This window comes from Mesorhizobium sp. B2-4-6, assembly GCF_006442775.1.
Lineage (GTDB): Bacteria > Pseudomonadota > Alphaproteobacteria > Rhizobiales > Rhizobiaceae > Mesorhizobium.
In genome coordinates, this window is sequence record NZ_VFVI01000017.1 from 17890 (window position 1) to 34311 (window position 16422).

Consider the following 16422-nt stretch of genomic DNA (forward strand, 5'->3'; position numbering starts at 1 on the left):
CAGCGCGACGCGCTTTAGCCGGTCGAGGATGCGCAACGCAGCGCGATGGCCTTCCAAAGGCCTGGATAGTCGACAATGAAGCCGGACGGCGAGACGTCCAGCACCTGATCGTAGCCGAATTTTGGCGCGGCATAGGCGTAGCGGCTGTCGTCGAGGCGTCGGTAGGTCTGGTCCAGACGTTCAAGCCTTAGCTCCGGAAAGGCCAGATAGGCCGCCGGGGCAGGCGCCGCAGCGCCGACTGCAAGGTCGAAGCGGCGGATCGCCAGCAGGTTCGTCGCCGGCGTGAAGCCGAGGTCGACATCGACAAGCCCGGCAACCTCCGCCTGCTCCGCGCCATTCAGCGTCCATCGGCCGTCGGCCAGCCGTTCGACCTCGTAGCGCAGGATTTGCGTGCCAAGAAAGCCGTCGACGCTTGCGAAACGCGTGCGCCAGCCGGCATCGCAATCCGCCGCATAGGCAAGGTTGCAGGGCTGGCCGTCATGGAGGAAGAGGGCATGCCCCCTGAGCCGCCAACCGCTCTGGGTCGCACAAAGCAGGCAGGCATCGTGGCCTTCAAGGTCGAGACGGCGCCAGAGGATCGACGTGTGAGGTCGCATGATCGCTTTCCTTTTTGGCCAGCATGACGTTCCATTCGTCCGATGTGGCAATCCGTTTCGACCTCGGTGCGATCAAGCTGCCACGTGCTGACAGCAAAGGGCATGGCAGCAGCCGAGAAAAACCAGCCTTGACTTTCACCGGCAGGGACCCGACTTGCTAGCGTTCCCGACTTCTTGGCGTTCGAGGAGACCCGCCTATGCCAGAGCCCCGCCGATCGACCATCGATGCCGGAGAAGTCGAGCGCTTCTCCGCCCTTGCCGCCGAATGGTGGAACCCGAACGGCAAGTTCCGTCCGCTGCACAAGTTCAACCCGGTGCGGCTTGCCTATATCCGCGACCAGGTGGCGGCGCGTTTCGGTCGCGATCCGCGCGCGGCGCGGCCTTTCGATGGCCTGCGCTTCCTCGATATCGGCTGCGGCGGCGGTTTGCTGTGCGAGCCGATGGCCAGGCTTGGCGCCGAAGTGGTCGGTGCCGATGCTTCCGCGACCAACATCGAAGTGGCGAAGCTGCATGCGGCGGAGGCCGGCGTCAGCGTCGACTACCGCGCCACCACGGCCGAGGCGCTAGCCGATGCCGGCGAGGTCTTCGATGTCATCCTGAACATGGAAGTGGTCGAGCATGTCGCCGATGTCGACCTGTTCGTCGCTAAATGCGGGCAGATGGTCCGCCCCGGCGGCATCATGTTCGTCGCCACCATCAACCGCACGCTGAAAGCGCTTGGCCTTGCCATCATCGGCGCTGAATATGTGTTGCGCTGGCTGCCGCGCGGCACGCATCAGTTCGGCAAGCTGGTGCGCCCGGAGGAGCTGGCAAAGGCGCTGGGCGCGGCCGGTCTCACGGTGATCGACCGCACCGGCGTCATCTATCACCCGCTGGCCGACCGCTGGCAGCGCTCGAAGGACATGGACGTCAACTACATGGTGCTGGCCGAGAAAGCCTCGGTCTGATCAATGGGTCCTCAGGCTTCCAACGGCCGATAGCCACCGCGCCAATAGATCAGGGCCTGTCCGGCATCCTGCGTCCTCACCGCCTCGACCGAACCGATGACGATCGAATGCGTGCCGCGATCGATCATCTCGTCGAGGCTGCAGTCGAAACCGGCCACCGCGTCGCAGAGCAGCGACGCGCCCGTCTTCAGCGTCGTCCATTCGGCGCCCTTGTAACGATCCTTGCCCTTGATGCCGCCGAAGCCGGAGAAGCGCTCGGCAACCTGCTGGTGCTGGGGCCCGAGCGAGTTGACGCCGAAATGCCGGTAGCGCTCGATGATCGGCCAGGTCGATGAGGAGCGGTTGACGCAGGCGATCACCTTCGGCGGCTCGGCCGACAGCGACACCACGGAAATGACGACGAGGCCGGTACGGTCGTCGCCGACGCCGGCGGTGATGACGCTGACATTGCCGACGATGAGCCGCATGGCGGCGCGGAAATCAGCGACGCTGACCGGATCTTCTGGCGTGGACTGACCTTCTGCAGTGGACATTGCCATCTCCTTGTCTAGGCCGCCGACTGCATCGCGACCGGCGCGACACGAATGCCTCTTTCTTCGAGAATAGGCAGGACCGTGTCGCGGAAATAGGGGAATTCCTCGACATAATCGACGAAGGACAAGGTCGAGCCGCGGAAGCCGGCTTGGTGCAGTTGGGTGATGCCGTCGGCCACCTGCTCGGGCGTGCCGGTCAGCGGAAAACCCCCGTGGCCCGCCGCCATGCGGTCGCGGATGAGCGCCAGAAGATCGTGCGGGAAGGATTGCGCGTGGGCGAATTGCAGCCGCACCAGATTGTCCACCGCCGCCCAATCGGCATTGGCGCGGCCGAAATGCTCGAGATAGTCCCTGGCTTCCTTTTCCGTCGGCCGGCACACGACATGGGCGAAGGTCAGCACATCGACGTCCCTGCCCGCCGCTTTGCCCTGCTCCTTCAGCGCCGCGAGCTCGTCCTTCGAGCGCGAGAGGTCGATCGCCGGCGTGAACAGGAAATCGGCGTTGCGGACGGCAAATTTCCGCCCCTCTTCCGAGCCGGCCGCGTTGAGGATCGGCAACGGCGATGACGGGCGCGGATCGCCGAGCACGTTCCTGAGCTTGAACCAGGTTCCGTCCCAGTCGAAAGCCTCAGTGCGGCTCCACAGGGCGCGCACGATGTCGAACCATTCCTGAGCGTAGCCGTAGCGGGTGGTGTGGTCGTCGGGCAGCGTCAGCCCAAGTGCCTCGTATTCCGGCTTGTTCCAGCCGGCGACGATGTTGAGGCCGATGCGGCCGCGGCTGATCTGGTCGATGGTGGCCAGTTGCTTGGCGACGACGACAGGGTGGTTCGCCGCCGTATGGGTCGTGGCAAAGACGGTGATGTTGCGGGTGAGCGCCAGCAGCCCCGCCGCCCAGGTGGTCGTCTCAAGCACGTTGCCATGAAAATTGGTTTCGCCGCCGTAACCGATCCAGCGCGCGATCGGCAGCATGAAGTCGATGCCGGCTTCATCGAGAAGGCGGGCGAGCTTGAGATTGTTGTCCCAGGAATTGTCCCAGCGCTCGGCGACCTTGGTGACGGTCATGCCGCCGGAACAGTTGGACGCGAAGGTGCCGAGAAAGAAAGGCTGTGTGCCAGGCGCGAACTTGTCGAGCATGCTCATGACGATGTTCTCCTCACATTTTTGATTATAATTTATGATAAAAAGTCTATCATAAATTCATATGGACGCAATCGCGTGGATCGGCGCATCCTCGCGGCAAGGGAGAGGCTGATGAACGAGCGTCGCAAATCGCTGGAAACACAGGAAGAACTGCTCGACCGCGGCTGGCATCTGGCGCGCACGCCGCTTGAGATCGACGTCACCGAGGTCGAATATGCGCTGATGCGCTCCTACGAGGCATTCGGCCACTGGCAGGCGGAGTGCCTCGCCACCGTGATCGAGTTTTCGGCGAGCGGGCCGGAAAACGCGCTGCTCCACATCATCAGGATGAACGACCGGCCCAAAAGCGTCCGCGACCTCGCCCAGATGACCAATCGCGACGACATTCCCAACATCCAGTACAGCCTGCGCAAGCTGTTGAAGGGCGGGCTGATCACGCGCACCGGCAGCGGCAGGGCCGGCGTGACCTACGAAGTGACGCCGCTCGGGCATCGGGTGACGGAACGCTATGCCGATATCCGTTCGGTGCTGCTCATCGAAGCGGTGAAGCGCATTCCCGAGATGGCCGAGAAGCTCGAGGACGTCGCGCGCACGCTGGAGTTGATGACGGGCATCTATGAGCAGGCGGCGCGCGCCGCTGCCACCCATCGCCGCAGCCACCCGCGGCCGGAATCCTCCGGCAAGGAGGATTAGCTCCGGGACGACGCCGGCTCGACCCGAACCGGCGCCGGCGCGCCGGCTTGGCTTTGCGCCTTGGTCGTGATGAAAACCCCGGCGGTGATGATGGCGGCGCCCAGCCAGGTCAGAAGCTGGTAATGCTCACCGAGGAAGAGCGTGCCGGCGAACAACCCAACGGCCGCCACATAGCCGATCTGGCTGAGATAGACCGGCCCGCCGACCGCCTGCAGGCGGAAGAAGAAGGCGAACATCGCCGAGGCCGACACAACCTGGCCGACGACGACGACGGGCACGGCGCCGAGCGGGGCGAAGGCATGCGTGCCCAGAAGGCCGAGGATGCCGATGAGAAGCAGCGTGGCCGAGGCCAGGTGGCTGCCGACGGCAAGCTCGATCGGGCCGGCGTCTTGCGGCCAGTCGACGGTGCGGTAGATGTTGCCGGCGGCGAGGCTGACCGGGATGAGCAGTCCGATCGCAACCCAGAAATAATCGGCCGGCTGGCCGGCTTCGCCGCGCGTCAGCGCAACCATCGCCGCGCCGACGAAACCGACGGCGATGCCGATGACGCCGAGCAGGTTGGGGCGCCTGACACCGAGCACGATCGAGAACACCAGCGTGATCACCGGCGACAGCGTGAACATGATGCCGGTATAGCCGGCGCCGAGATGCGGGATGGCGGAGAACATCAAAAGATTGGGGATCGCATAGGAGATCGCCGCGGTGACGAAGAAATAGCGCAGCTTGTGCGGCGTCAGCCGGATCCGCTCGCCGCGCGACAGAAGCGCCAAGAGCAGCACGCCTCCGGCGCCCAGCGAAATGACGAAGGCCCAGACCATGGCGGGCACGCCGGCGGCGGTGGCGAGCTTGCCGAACGGCAGCGCCATGCCAAGCAGGCCGCCGGTCACCACCAGAAGGCCGATCGCCGAATCCCAGAGAAATTTCATCGGGCTGTCCTTTACACCTGTCTGATAACCGCCTTGGCCGCCGTTTTATCTTCAGGTAAGATAACATAAAGATTCTTGATATCAAGATACTTTACGGTGAGCGATATGGATCGAGCAGGCAGGGCCTTGGAGCAGTGGCGACGTGAGCGGCCGGACCTGGATGTGTCGCCGATGGGCGTCATCGGGCGGCTCAACGAGGCCTCGGCGCTGATCGCGCGCGACCGGCTCGCCCCGGTCTTTGCCCGCTTTGGGCTACAGGCCGGCGAATTCGACGTGCTGGCAACGCTGCGCCGGTCGGGCGCGCCCTACGCGCTGACGCCGACCGAGCTTTACGAAGCGACGATGGTGACGTCGGGCGCCATGACCGCCCGCCTCGACCGCCTGGAGAAGGCCAGCCTGACCCGGCGCGCGCCGCACCCCAGCGACCGGCGTGGCGTTGTCGTCGAGCTCACCGCGAAAGGCCGCGAGCTTATCGACGAGGCCCTTGCCGCCCACGTTGCCAATGAGCATGAAATCCTCGCCGGCCTGGCGCGCGAGGACCGGGAAACGCTTGCGAAACTGCTGGAAAAACTGATCGGAAGCCTGAGTTCGCCGTCCTAGTTGCGGTCGTCCGGAAAGCTCGGTATCGGCACGAACTCGACGCCGTCCTCGGCGAGGCTCTGCGCCTCTTCGGGGGTCGCTTCGCCGTAGATGCCGCGCGGATCGGCCTCGCCGAAATGGATCTTGCGCGCTTCCTCGGCGAACTTGTCGCCGACATAGTCGGCATTCTCGCGCACCTTCTCGGCCAGCGCCTTGAGCTGCGCCAACGCCTGCTTCTGCGCCTCGCCCGCGGCCAAAGCCACCTTCTCCTGTTTGCGTGACGTGGAAACGGCGGGCGCCATCAGCGCCTTCTCGACCTTGTGCGAGCCGCAGCTCGGGCAATCGACGAAGCCGCGCTTCTTCTGGGCGTCGAAATCATCATTGCTGCGGAACCACGCTTCGAACTCGTGCTCGTGTTCGCAGATCAGGGAGAAACGGATCAAGAGGCGGCACCCCTGAGACGCGGCGCTTCGCTTGTCCCGGCTTTGACGGCGAAATCCCGCGCGTTCTTCAGATTGGGGATCTTGCGGCGCGCGGCCAGCGACTGGGCCGGATCGATCTCGGCGAAGATCACACCGGGCTCGTTATGCGCGGCCTCGGCGATGATGCGCCCCCACGGATCGACGATCAGCGAATGGCCATATGTCTCGCGCCCGTCCTCATGCAGGCCGCCCTGCGCGGCAGCGATAACATAGGCGCCGTTCTCGATGGCGCGGGCGCGCAGCAGCACATGCCAGTGCGCTTCGCCGGTCTGGCGCGTGAAGGCGGCCGGCACCGTCAGCACTTCGGCCCCGGCCATCGCCTCGGCGCGGAACAGCTGCGGAAAGCGCAGGTCGTAGCAGACGGCAAAGCCAAGCTTCGTCCCTTCGATGTCGGTCACGGCCGCTTCCGTCCCTGGCTCGTAGGACGCGGATTCGCGCCAGCTCTCGCCATTGTCGAGATCGACGTCGAACATATGGATCTTGTCATAACCAGCAATCACGGCGCCGTCGGGCGAAAACAGGAAAGCGCGGTTGGCGAGCTTCCCGTCGGCGCGGCGAATGGCCGTCGAGCCGATATGCAGGTGAATGCCGAGTTCCTTCGCCAACCTGCGCGCGGTCGCGACGACGATGTCCTTATCCTCCGCGGTAAAAGCGGCCGCGCCGGCTTCCTTGTCGCGCACCAGCGCCCCGGTCATTTCCGGCGTCTGGACGTAGGTGGCGCCCTGGCCGGCGGCCTGGCGGACCAGGATCTCCATGTCGGCGGCGTTGCGTTCCGGGCTCGTGCCCGAACGCATCTGCACGGCGGCGGCCTTGAAACTACCCATGGTCATCTCCCGTTGGCGAGCATCGCGTCCAGCCGGCCCCGCGACTCCAGATCGTGGAGGTCGTCGCAACCGCCGACATGCGTGTCGCCGATGAAAATCTGCGGAAAGGTGGCTCGCCCATGCGCCTTGGAAATCATCTCCTGGCGCAGCTCCGGCGAGAACGAGGCGTCGTGCTCGGTATAGGCTACCCCCTTGCGGTCGAGCAGCCGCTTGGCGGCGTTGCAGTAGCCGCACATCATGCGGGTGTAGATCGTCACATCAGCCATTGGCCGGCAGTCCTCATGCATGCCGTCCAGGGAGGTACGAAAGCGACATGCGATAAACAACAAACTCAGACCTATATAGTCGCGGACTCATCGGGCCGAAAGTCCCCAGGCAGGACGCGGGCGAAAGTGAGGATGTCGACGGCTCCGGCGCCGCCCCTCTTCAGCGCCTTGGCGACCGCCCGCACCGTTGCGCCGGTCGTGTAGACATCGTCGACCACGAGCACCCGGCGCCCGGCTATCTCGATTTCGGCTTCCGGCAGAACGCGAAAGGCGGCGCGCACATTCTCCTCGCGCTCGCGTGCCCATCACCGGGCACCAGGGCTTCTCCAGCAGCCTCAGCTTCGGCCAGCAGGCGCCGCACAGCACGCCAGGCTGCGACACATGGCGACGGCAGCCGGCGCAAACCGGCGGAAACAACAGGCGTGCCGGCCAGGCCAGTGCCTGCCGGGTCATATCCTGGACCGCTATGGTCTTGATCTTGTGCACCGGATCGGCCACGTGATTGGAACCCGGCGCACCTTAACACCACTCCGGCACGCGCGGACAACAGGAAGCTTTTCGTTGCAGCCCTTGATCGACACCGAGCTCTGGCTCGCGCGCAAGCGCAGGGCTCTCGCCCGCCCTGTCGAAGGCGCCGATTTCCTGATGCGGCGCGCCGCGGAAGACCTTGCCGACCGGCTGGGTGCCGTCGAACGCCGCTTCGGCAAGGCGGCCGCGCTGTTCTGTCAGACGTCGTCGGCGGCGGACGTGCTCGCCGACAGCGGCAAGGTCGGCGAGGTCGTACGCGTCGAGATGGACGAAGCGCTTCTGGCCGGCGGCCCCGGCCTGGTGGCTCCGCCGGAGACCGTGCCGTTCGAGGAAGGCAGCCTCGATCTCGCCGTCTCCCTGCTCTCGCTGCACGCCGTGAACGACATTCCTGGCGTGCTCGCGCAAATCCGCCGGGCGCTGAGACCGGACGGGCTGTTCCTCGGCGCTCTCGCCGGCGCGGGCACATTGGCGGAACTACGCGAAAGCATGCTTGCGTCCGAGACGGAGCTTTACGGCGGCGCGAGCCCGCGCATCCTTCCCTTCACCGACGTGCGCGACGCGGGCGCGCTGCTGCAGCGCGCCGGCCTGGCATTGCCGGTCGCCGATGTCGAAACGGTTGCGGTGCGCTACGATACGCTGTTCGATCTCGCGGCCGATCTCCGCGCCATGGGCGAAACCAGCGTGCTCATCGATCGCAGCCGCCGGCCGGCCAGCAGACGCCTGTTTGCCCGCGCGGCCGAAATCTATGCCGAGCGATTCTCGGATCCGGACGGTCGTATCCGCGCAAGTTTTTCGATTGTTTGGATGTCCGGCTGGGCGCCAGATGCTTCGCAGCAAAAGCCGCTCAGACCCGGATCGGCCAAGGTCTCGCTAAAGGCTGTCCTGGAGAACCCGCCTAAGACTTGAGCGCGCCCGTCGTCAGTGAGCGAAGGCGTTGGCCAGCTTGCTGTTGTTGTCGGTGAACAGCCATACGAGCCCATCGGCCGCCTGTTTGACCCCGGCGATGATGGCGAGCGACAACACCACGACGATCAGGCCATATTCGACGGCCGTGGCGCCCGTTTCATCTTCAATGAATTGCTGCAGCAGGTTTTTCATGATCATCGATCCCTCATGCAGAAACTCTAATGTCTTACCCGTTAAGAAAGGTTAACGGCAAAAGCTTAACAGCGAGTGAAACGCCGCCGTGCCGCGAAATCATTAACCAAGTCAGCACTCGCCGCTGCGGCTGCCGTCATTGCGGATGACGCAGATTGAACTGGGCGAAGGCTGCAGCACGCTGCGGCGCAGCGTATATGTATTGGGGCGATGACCGATCGATCCGGTCGCCGTCATGTCGAGTCCGCCGGGGAAGCCGTCCCGAGCGCTCTGCGGCCGGGTCTGGCTGTCCAGGAAAGGCGTTGCGATCAGCGCCAACGCCACCGCGGCCGAGCCGAAGAGAAGCGTGATCCGCAGGATGCCCATGCCGGCGTCCACCGCGCGGAAGCCGCGGTCCGGCCGGATCGAGTCCCAGTCTCTTTCGAGGCTCATGCCGTGTTTCCCAGTCATCGATGATATCGCCGCGCAAACGGCCTCGTGCAATTTTTCACATCGAGATAAATCTTCCATTAACGCTGGCTAAAGCAGCTCCCGGGAAACGTGCGGAAACATTCACCGTCTCCGGGAAACGATGAGCTGTCGCAAGGGCGAACCGCGAAACTACAGAAGGTCGATGAGGAACTGGATCAGCGGCGCGTCGGCCGGCGGCATCGGATAGTCGCGCATCTGCCGGGGCCTGACCCATTTGAGTCCCTGCCCTTCTCTGGGCTGCGCGATCCCGCGGAAGCGGCGGCAGACATAAAGCGGCATCAGGAGATGGAAATCGTCATAGGAATGGCTGGCGAAGGTGAGCGGCGCCAGGCATGGAATCTCCGTCTCGATCCCGAGCTCCTCATGCAATTCACGCACCAGGCATTCCTCCGGCGTCTCGCCGGGCTCGACCTTGCCGCCTGGAAACTCCCACAGGCCGGCAAGCTGCTTTCCTTCTGGACGCTGAGCCAGGAGCACGCGCCGGTCGGTGTCGACCAACGCGCAGGCGGCGACCAGCAGCAGACGCTTTCCGGTTGGCTTGCTCTCGCTCATGCGCCCGGCGGCCGTCGATAATGGTAGCGATAGACTTCCTCGAAGCCGAGCGACCGGTAGAGCGAGAGCGCCGGCCCGTTGCTGGCTTCGACCTGCAGCCAGGCTTCGCGCGCGCCGCGCAGCCGGGCCCATTTCAGCGCCGACAGGATGAGATTGCGGCCATGGCCCTTCTTGCGCGCCGATTTTTCGGTGGCGACCTCGAACAGACCCGCCAGATCGCCGTCATGCACGCAGATCAGCGTCGCCAGCGGCTCGTTGCCCTCCTCGAGCGCGAACAGCCCCGCTTCCGGCTGGATGGCGCCGATGACCTCGGACAGGCCGGGCCGCAGCGAGGCGTCCGAGCCGCTCGTCCTCAGCGACGCGCCGATGAAGCGGCTGATGTCCTTGAGCGGAATCTGGTCCATGGCCGCGCCGAGCTCGACCTCCTTCAGCGGCAGCCGCATGACCAGGGATTCGTCGAACCTGTTCCAGCCGGCCTTGTCGAGATGCGTGGACAGAACTAGTCCCGATAGCGGCGACATGCGGAAGGTCAGCGGCCGGCCATAGGCGTCGAAGCGCCGCGCGGCGCGGCCGATGCGCTCTTCGATGGCGTGCGTGTCGCCCGGATCGAGCGGATTGACCGAGTTCAGGCGCTTGGCGGGGTGTCCTGCCGTGAGGCGTACCACCCAGGTCCCGTCATAATGGACGGCGGCCGCCGGCCAGGCGCGAAAGCCCGCCGCCTCGTAGCGGCGCACGACCGCCAGCACGCTTGCCGGATGCCCGGACACCGGCGCCATCAGCTGCGGTAATCGCCATTGATGGCGACATATTCCTTGGTGAGATCGCAGGTCCACACCGTCGCCTTGCCACGGCCGATGCCGAGGTCGGCGCGAATGCGGATATCGTCGCGCTTCATATAGGCCGAGGTCGCTTCCTCCGAATAGGCCAGATCGCGTTCGCCCTCATGCGCGAGCCGATTGTCGCCGAACCAGATCGACAGCCGGTCGCGGTCGGCCGGTTCGCCGGCCTTGCCGACCGCCATGACGACGCGGCCCCAATTGGCGTCCTCGCCGGCGACGGCCGTCTTGACCAGCGGCGAATTGGCGATCGAAAGCGCGATGCGCTTGGCCGAGCGGGCGGACTTCGCGCCGGTGACCGTGACCTCGACCTGCTTGCGCGCGCCCTCGCCGTCGCGCACCACCTGCAGCGCCAGCGACTTCAGCACCTTGCCGAGCGCCCGGCGGAAGGCGCCAAGCCGCGCATCCTTGGCATCGCTGATCGCCGGCGCGCCGCGGGCCGCGGCCTTGCCGGTGGCGAAGATGAGCAGCGTGTCGCTGGTCGAGGTGTCGCTGTCGACGGTCACCGCATTGAAGGTCTTGGCCGTGCCGCGCGAAAGCAGGTCCTGCAGTACGGGGGCGGCGATCGGCGCGTCGGTGGCGATGAAGGAAAGCATCGTCGCCATGTCGGGCGCGATCATGCCGGCGCCCTTGGCGATGCCGTTGATGGTGACGTCGGCGTCGCCGAGCTTGACCGTCGCCGTGGCCACCTTCGGATAGGTATCCGTGGTCATGATCGCCTTGGCCGCCTCGGTCCACAGATCCGGCTTGCCGTCCTTGACCAGGCCGGCGAGCAGGTGGCTGAATTTGGTGGTGTCGAGCGGCTCGCCGATGACGCCGGTCGAGGCCAGGAAAACCTCGCTCTGCGAGCATCCGGCGGCCTTCGCCGCCGCCTCGCCGGTCAGCGCGGTCGAAGCCTTGCCCTTCTTGCCGGTGAAGGCGTTGGCGTTGCCGGAATTGACCACCAGGACGCGTGCCTTGCCGGCAGGCAGGTTCTGACGGCAGAAGTCGACCGGCGCCGACGGGCATTTCGACCTGGTGAACACGCCGGCGACAGCCGTGCCCGGATCGAAGACCATGGCCAAGAGGTCGGTTCTGTTCTTGTATTTGATGCCGGCTTCGGCGGTCGCGATGGCCACGCCCTCGATGACCGGCATCTTCGGATACTTCTTCGGTGCGAGCGGCGAAATCGTAGCGGACATCGGAACCCCGGAGCGGCAAGAACGCGAAAGGAAGGCCGGTTTGCCCGATAGCGCGCGTCGGCGCAAGGGGCGTTCTGGCCGCGCCTTCCTGGCCTGGCCGGCGGCCTGGCAGTTGGAAACGCGTCGTTTCGTTTCGTCGCCGAAGCCAATATGATCGGCGCCAGATTCACCGGCTAAGGAAGACCTCGATGGACGAAGCCGCCGCTCGCGGGCGCAAGTCGATCGGCGCGAAACGCAATCCCGAGAGCGCCGATGCCATCGTCAAGGCCGCCGAGGCGGTGTTGCGCGAGGCGGGCTATGCCGGCTTCTCGATCGAGGCCGTCGCCCGGCGGGCGCGGGCGGGAAAGCCGACCATCTATCGCTGGTGGCCGAGCAAGGCGGCGCTGCTGATCGAGGTCTACCAGCGGCAGAAGCGCGTCGAGACGCCCGACACCGGGAACATCGAGGATGATCTGGCCGGCTTCCTCGAAAATCTGTTCGCGCATTGGCGCGACACCCCGTCGGGCAACATCTTCCGCTCGCTGATCGCGGAGGCACAGTCGGACGAGACAGCCGCGGCCGCCCTTGCAGAATATTCGAAAGGGCGCCGCAGCCATACCGGTCGGATGATCGAGCGCGCCAAGGCGCGGGGCGAGGTGGCGGCTGATGTCGATGCCGGGATCGTCGCCGACCTGATCGCTTCCTTCGCCTGGCGGCATCTTCTGGCCGGACGGCTCGACGAGGACGCCGCGCTGATCCGCGCCGCCGTGCGCTACATCACGCGGGGTATAATGAACGCTTGACCCCCGAAAGCGAAAGGGCGCCCGAAGGCGCCCTTTTAGAATTATCCAGCCGCAAGCGGATTACTTGCCGGCTTCCAGCGTGTCGATGTCCTTCTTGAGCTTCTCGTCCGGGATCTCGACCTTGGCGGCCGCGCGCAACTCCTTGACCATGGCGAAATACTTGTCGCGGATCACCGCCTGCTTGGCCTGGTCCTTGACGTCGTCGAAGGCCGGCGGCTGCTTGGCGCGCTTGTCCTCGACCTTGATGACGTGCCAGCCGAACTGCGACTGCACCGGTTCCTTCGAATATTTGCCGACGTCGAGCGCGAAGGCCGCCTTGTCGAACTCCGGCACCATCTGCCCCGGGCCGAACCAGCCGAGGTCGCCGCCACTGGTCTTGCCGCTCGGATCGCTGGTGTGTTCGTTGGCAAGCTTCTGGAAGTCGGCGCCGCCGTCGAGCTGCTTGATGATCGCCTCGGCCTCTTCCTTCGTCTTCACGAGGATGTGACGGGCGTGGATTTCGTTGACCGGCGGCGTGTTGGCGATCTCCTGGTCGTAGCGGGCGCGCACTTCGGCGTCCGTCACCTTGTCGACCACTTCCTTCTCGACCACCTCGCCATGCAGGGCGCGAGCCTGCAGGAACGCCATGCGACGCTGGAAGTCGGCGTCCTTGTCGAGGCCGCTGTCGACCGCCTTCTTGGCCATGACGCGGATTTCGATCGCGGCCGAGAGGGCAGCCGCGCGGCGCTGTTCGGGCGGCATCTGCGCGAACTGTTGCGACAGTTCGCCTTCGGCGAGCTGAAGGTCGGCCTCGGTCAGCTTCTCGCCATTGACGGTGGCGACCACGGCATTGGGATCGACCGGAGCGGCCGCCGGCGCCGTGGCGTCCTGGGCGGGCTTGGTCTCCTGCGCCATCAGAGGCGACAGGCTAAGAGCCGAGAGCCCGAAGGCCAGACCGAGGCTGGCGAGCGAGGCGCGGCGGAACGACAGGGACATCAAGATAACTCCAATGGGGATTGCCAATAAGGATCGCGTGAGCGGAAGGTCCAGATCAGTCGGATTGTGGCGGAATTTGGCGCTGCCCATAGGGCTAACGCGGCGTTGACATCGATTGAGCCCCCTCTTATCTGTCCATCGACTTGGCGTCCAGAACCGTTTTCCGGGCGCTTTTTGCGTTTGTCCGTATTCACGCGGATTTGATGGGCCCGCCAGGCGCCTGTCGCAAACGGCTAAATTGCTATCGAAAGGACCATTGGATGGTCAGTCTCGGCGGTCTCGCCCGTAAGGTTTTCGGTTCTTCCAACGACCGCCGCGTCAAGTCGACCCGGCCAAGGGTCGAAGCCATCAACGCGATGGAAAACGAGATGCGGGCGCTTTCCGATGCCGAGCTTGCGGGGCGCACGGAAAAGTTCCGCCAGGATCTCGCCAACGGCGCTGCGCTCGACGATCTGCTGGTTCCAGCCTTCGCCACGGTGCGCGAGGCGGCCCGCCGCGTGCTTGGCATGCGTCCCTTTGACGTACAATTGATCGGCGGCATGGTGCTGCACAATGGCGGCATCGCCGAGATGCGCACCGGCGAGGGCAAGACGCTGGTCGCCACTTTGCCGGTCTATCTCAATGCGCTTGCCGGCCAGGGCGTCCATGTCGTCACCGTCAACGACTATCTCGCCACCCGCGACGCCGAATGGATGGGCCGCGTCTATAAGTTCCTCGGCCTGACCGTCGGCATCATCGTCCACGGCCTTTCCGACGACGAGCGCCGCGAGGCTTACGCCTCAGACGTTACCTATGCCACCAACAACGAACTCGGTTTCGACTATCTGCGCGACAACATGAAGTATGAGCGCTCGCAGATGGTGCAGCGCGGCCATGCCTACGCCATCGTCGACGAGGTCGATTCCATCCTGGTCGACGAAGCGCGCACGCCGCTGATCATTTCCGGTCCGCTCGAGGACCGCTCGGAAATGTACAACACCATCGACGCCTTCATGCTGAAGCTCGGCCCGGCCGACTACGAGGTCGACGAGAAGCAGAAGACGACGATCTTCACCGAGGACGGCACCGAGAAGCTTGAAAACATGCTGCGCGACGCCGGCCTGTTGAAAGGCGAGTCGCTCTACGATGTCGAGAACGTCGCCATCGTCCATCACGTCAACAACGCGCTGAAGGCGCATCTTCTGTTCCAGAAGGATCGCGACTACATCGTGCGCAACGGCGAGATCGTCATCATCGACGAGTTCACCGGCCGCATGATGCCGGGCCGCCGCTACTCCGAAGGCCTGCACCAGGCGCTCGAGGCCAAGGAGCATGTGCAGATCCAGCCGGAGAACCAGACGCTGGCCTCCGTCACCTTCCAGAACTATTTCCGACTCTACAAGAAGCTTGCCGGCATGACCGGCACGGCGCTGACCGAGGCCGAGGAATTCGGCAACATCTACGGCCTTGAGGTCACCGAGATTCCGACCAACCTGCCGGTCATCCGCAAGGATGAGGACGACGAGGTCTACCGGACGGTCGAAGAGAAGTACAAGGCGATCGTCAAGGAGATCCGCGAGGCCAGCGCCAAAGGCCAGCCGACGCTGGTCGGCACCACCTCGATTGAGAAATCCGAGCAGCTGGCCGACCGCCTGCGCAAAGATGGCTTCAAGGACTTCGAAGTCCTGAACGCGCGTCACCACGAGCGCGAGGCGGCTATCGTTGCCCAGGCCGGCAAGCCCGGCGCCATCACCATCGCCACCAACATGGCCGGCCGTGGCACTGACATCAAGCTCGGCGGAAACGCCGAGATGCGCATCGCCGAGGAGCTGGGCGACATGCCCGAAGGCCCCGAGCGCGAGGCCCGGGAAAAGGAGATCTACGCCGACGTCGAGCGTCTGAAGGAAAAGGCGCTGGCCGCCGGCGGCCTCTATGTTCTGGCCACCGAACGCCACGAATCGCGCCGCATCGACAACCAGTTGCGCGGCCGCTCCGGCCGCCAGGGCGATCCCGGCCGGTCAAAATTCTTCCTGTCGCTGCAGGACGACCTGATGCGCATCTTCGGCTCCGAGCGTATGGATGGCATGCTGCAGAAGCTCGGCCTCAAGGAAGACGAGGCGATCATCCATCCCTGGATCAACAAGGCGCTGGAGAAGGCGCAGAAGAAGGTCGAGGCGCGCAACTTCGACATCCGCAAGAACCTGTTGAAATATGACGACGTCTCGAACGACCAGCGCAAGGTGGTGTTCGAGCAACGTATCGAGCTGATGGACGGCGAAGGCCTGTCGGAAACGATCGCCGAGATGCGCGAAGGCGTCATCGAGGAGATCGTCGCCAAGAACATCCCCGAAAACGCCTATGCCGAGCAGTGGAACGTCGCCGGCCTCAAGGAGGAAGTGGCGCAGTATCTCAACCTCGACCTGCCGATCGAGGAATGGGTCAAGGAAGAGGGCATCGCCGAGGACGACATCCGCGAGCGCATCGCGGCCGCGGCCTCCGCCGCCGCCAAGGAGCGCGCCGATCGCTTTGGCCCCGACGTGATGAACTATGTCGAACGTTCGGTGGTGCTGCAGACGCTCGACCATCTGTGGCGCGAGCATATCGTCAACCTCGACCATCTGCGTTCGGTCGTCGGCTTCCGCGGTTACGCCCAGCGCGATCCGCTGCAGGAATACAAGGGCGAGGCCTTCGAGCTGTTCCAGGGCATGCTCGGCAACCTGCGCCAGGCCGTCACCGCGCAGCTGATGCGCGTCGAGTTGGTGCGCCAGGCGGCGGACGCGCCGCCGCCCGAAGCTCCCGAGATGTTCGGCAGCCATATCGACGGCTCCACCGGCGAGGATGATTTCCAGGGCGGCGAGACCGCGCTTCTTATGCGTCAGGACACCAACGCCGTCGTCGCGCCGGAAAGCCGCGACCCGAAGAACCCCGCGAGCTGGGGCAAGGTCGGCCGCAACGAGCTCTGCCCCTGCGGCTCCGGCAAGAAGTACAAGCACTGCCACGGCACGTTCGCCTGAGCAGGTCTTCAGTCCCGGCTT

Annotated in this window: 19 protein-coding genes and 1 pseudogene; 6 read left to right on the forward strand and 14 right to left on the reverse strand. The window is 64.9% G+C overall.

Going from position 1 to position 16422, the window contains the following annotated elements; all coding sequences use genetic code 11:
* Positions 1 to 14 precede the first annotated feature (14 nt).
* The gene (locus tag FJ957_RS28835; protein WP_140836205.1) at positions 15 to 596 is read right to left on the reverse strand and encodes a putative glycolipid-binding domain-containing protein; all 582 of its coding nucleotides are present in this window, start codon (positions 594 to 596) and stop codon (positions 15 to 17) included.
* A 197-nt stretch (positions 597 to 793) separates the two neighbouring features.
* Here FJ957_RS28835 and ubiG point away from each other — a divergent pair, with 197 nt between their 5' ends.
* Positions 794 to 1543 carry a bifunctional 2-polyprenyl-6-hydroxyphenol methylase/3-demethylubiquinol 3-O-methyltransferase UbiG gene (gene ubiG / locus FJ957_RS28840; RefSeq protein ID WP_140645249.1) on the forward strand — a complete coding sequence of 250 codons (750 nt, stop codon included), beginning with the start codon at positions 794 to 796 and terminating at the stop codon, positions 1541 to 1543.
* 11 nt (positions 1544 to 1554) lie between these two features.
* On the opposite strand, the gene FJ957_RS28845 is transcribed toward ubiG, so the two are convergent.
* On the reverse strand, positions 1555 to 2076 hold the full coding sequence (locus FJ957_RS28845) for a flavin reductase family protein (RefSeq protein ID WP_140836206.1): 522 nt from the start codon (positions 2074 to 2076) through the stop codon (positions 1555 to 1557).
* A gap of 14 nt (positions 2077 to 2090) precedes the next feature.
* The gene (locus FJ957_RS28850) at positions 2091 to 3215 is read right to left on the reverse strand and encodes an LLM class flavin-dependent oxidoreductase (protein WP_140836207.1); all 1125 of its coding nucleotides are present in this window, start codon (positions 3213 to 3215) and stop codon (positions 2091 to 2093) included.
* A gap of 111 nt (positions 3216 to 3326) precedes the next feature.
* Here FJ957_RS28850 and FJ957_RS28855 point away from each other — a divergent pair, with 111 nt between their 5' ends.
* The gene (locus tag FJ957_RS28855; RefSeq protein WP_140836208.1) at positions 3327 to 3908 is read left to right on the forward strand and encodes a winged helix DNA-binding protein; all 582 of its coding nucleotides are present in this window, start codon (positions 3327 to 3329) and stop codon (positions 3906 to 3908) included.
* Here the strand turns inward: FJ957_RS28855 and FJ957_RS28860 are convergent.
* The gene (locus tag FJ957_RS28860) at positions 3905 to 4834 is read right to left on the reverse strand and encodes a DMT family transporter (protein WP_140836209.1); all 930 of its coding nucleotides are present in this window, start codon (positions 4832 to 4834) and stop codon (positions 3905 to 3907) included. The two genes, FJ957_RS28855 and FJ957_RS28860, sit on opposite strands and share 4 nt — an antisense overlap.
* Before the next feature lie 105 nt (positions 4835 to 4939).
* Here FJ957_RS28860 and FJ957_RS28865 point away from each other — a divergent pair, with 105 nt between their 5' ends.
* Positions 4940 to 5434: a MarR family transcriptional regulator gene (locus FJ957_RS28865; protein WP_140836210.1), complete on the forward strand. Its 495-nt coding sequence runs from the start codon at positions 4940 to 4942 to the stop codon at positions 5432 to 5434.
* Here FJ957_RS28865 and FJ957_RS28870 read toward each other — a convergent pair.
* From FJ957_RS28870 to FJ957_RS28885, 4 genes and pseudogenes are all read right to left on the reverse strand, one after another.
* Complete coding sequence (locus tag FJ957_RS28870; protein ID WP_140836211.1) at positions 5431 to 5856, reverse strand: DUF1178 family protein; 426 nt, start codon at positions 5854 to 5856, stop codon at positions 5431 to 5433. The genes FJ957_RS28865 and FJ957_RS28870 overlap by 4 nt on opposite strands.
* Complete coding sequence (locus tag FJ957_RS28875; RefSeq protein WP_140836212.1) at positions 5853 to 6719, reverse strand: carbon-nitrogen hydrolase family protein; 867 nt, start codon at positions 6717 to 6719, stop codon at positions 5853 to 5855. The genes FJ957_RS28870 and FJ957_RS28875 overlap by 4 nt, the downstream gene beginning before the upstream one ends.
* Positions 6720 to 6721: 2 nt before the next feature.
* Positions 6722 to 6985 carry a glutaredoxin 3 gene (gene grxC / locus FJ957_RS28880; protein WP_140645242.1) on the reverse strand — a complete coding sequence of 88 codons (264 nt, stop codon included), beginning with the start codon at positions 6983 to 6985 and terminating at the stop codon, positions 6722 to 6724.
* A 71-nt stretch (positions 6986 to 7056) separates the two neighbouring features.
* A pseudogene (locus tag FJ957_RS28885) lies at positions 7057 to 7483 on the reverse strand (double zinc ribbon domain-containing protein).
* A gap of 63 nt (positions 7484 to 7546) precedes the next feature.
* Here FJ957_RS28885 and FJ957_RS28890 point away from each other — a divergent pair.
* A complete protein-coding gene (locus FJ957_RS28890; protein ID WP_140836213.1) occupies positions 7547 to 8419 on the forward strand; it encodes a methyltransferase domain-containing protein in 873 nt (290 codons plus the stop codon).
* Between the two features lie 12 nt (positions 8420 to 8431).
* On the opposite strand, the gene FJ957_RS28895 is transcribed toward FJ957_RS28890, so the two are convergent.
* The 5 genes from FJ957_RS28895 to argJ form a co-directional block, all read right to left on the reverse strand.
* On the reverse strand, positions 8432 to 8611 hold the full coding sequence (locus tag FJ957_RS28895; protein WP_140543577.1) for a Flp family type IVb pilin: 180 nt from the start codon (positions 8609 to 8611) through the stop codon (positions 8432 to 8434).
* A 111-nt stretch (positions 8612 to 8722) separates the two neighbouring features.
* Positions 8723 to 9043, reverse strand: coding sequence for a hypothetical protein (locus FJ957_RS28900; protein ID WP_140836214.1), 321 nt, complete (start codon positions 9041 to 9043; stop codon positions 8723 to 8725).
* A gap of 168 nt (positions 9044 to 9211) precedes the next feature.
* On the reverse strand, positions 9212 to 9634 hold the full coding sequence (locus tag FJ957_RS28905) for a (deoxy)nucleoside triphosphate pyrophosphohydrolase (protein WP_140836215.1): 423 nt from the start codon (positions 9632 to 9634) through the stop codon (positions 9212 to 9214).
* Positions 9631 to 10410, reverse strand: a complete 780-nt coding sequence (locus FJ957_RS28910; protein ID WP_181180756.1) for a GNAT family N-acetyltransferase — start codon at positions 10408 to 10410, stop codon at positions 9631 to 9633. The genes FJ957_RS28905 and FJ957_RS28910 overlap by 4 nt, the downstream gene beginning before the upstream one ends.
* Positions 10410 to 11651, reverse strand: a complete 1242-nt coding sequence (gene argJ / locus FJ957_RS28915) for a bifunctional glutamate N-acetyltransferase/amino-acid acetyltransferase ArgJ (RefSeq protein ID WP_140836216.1) — start codon at positions 11649 to 11651, stop codon at positions 10410 to 10412. The genes FJ957_RS28910 and argJ overlap by 1 nt, the downstream gene beginning before the upstream one ends.
* 188 nt (positions 11652 to 11839) lie before the next feature.
* Here argJ and FJ957_RS28920 point away from each other — a divergent pair, with 188 nt between their 5' ends.
* Positions 11840 to 12433, forward strand: coding sequence for a TetR/AcrR family transcriptional regulator (locus FJ957_RS28920; RefSeq protein ID WP_140836217.1), 594 nt, complete (start codon positions 11840 to 11842; stop codon positions 12431 to 12433).
* Positions 12434 to 12493: 60 nt separating this feature from the next.
* Here FJ957_RS28920 and FJ957_RS28925 read toward each other — a convergent pair whose 3' ends face one another.
* Positions 12494 to 13408 carry a peptidylprolyl isomerase gene (locus FJ957_RS28925; protein WP_140673867.1) on the reverse strand — a complete coding sequence of 305 codons (915 nt, stop codon included), beginning with the start codon at positions 13406 to 13408 and terminating at the stop codon, positions 12494 to 12496.
* Between the two features lie 260 nt (positions 13409 to 13668).
* Here FJ957_RS28925 and secA point away from each other — a divergent pair, with 260 nt between their 5' ends.
* Entirely contained in the window at positions 13669 to 16401 is a 2733-nt protein-coding gene (secA, locus tag FJ957_RS28930; protein ID WP_140836218.1) for a preprotein translocase subunit SecA, read from the forward strand.
* The last annotated feature ends 21 nt before the right edge of the window (positions 16402 to 16422 follow it).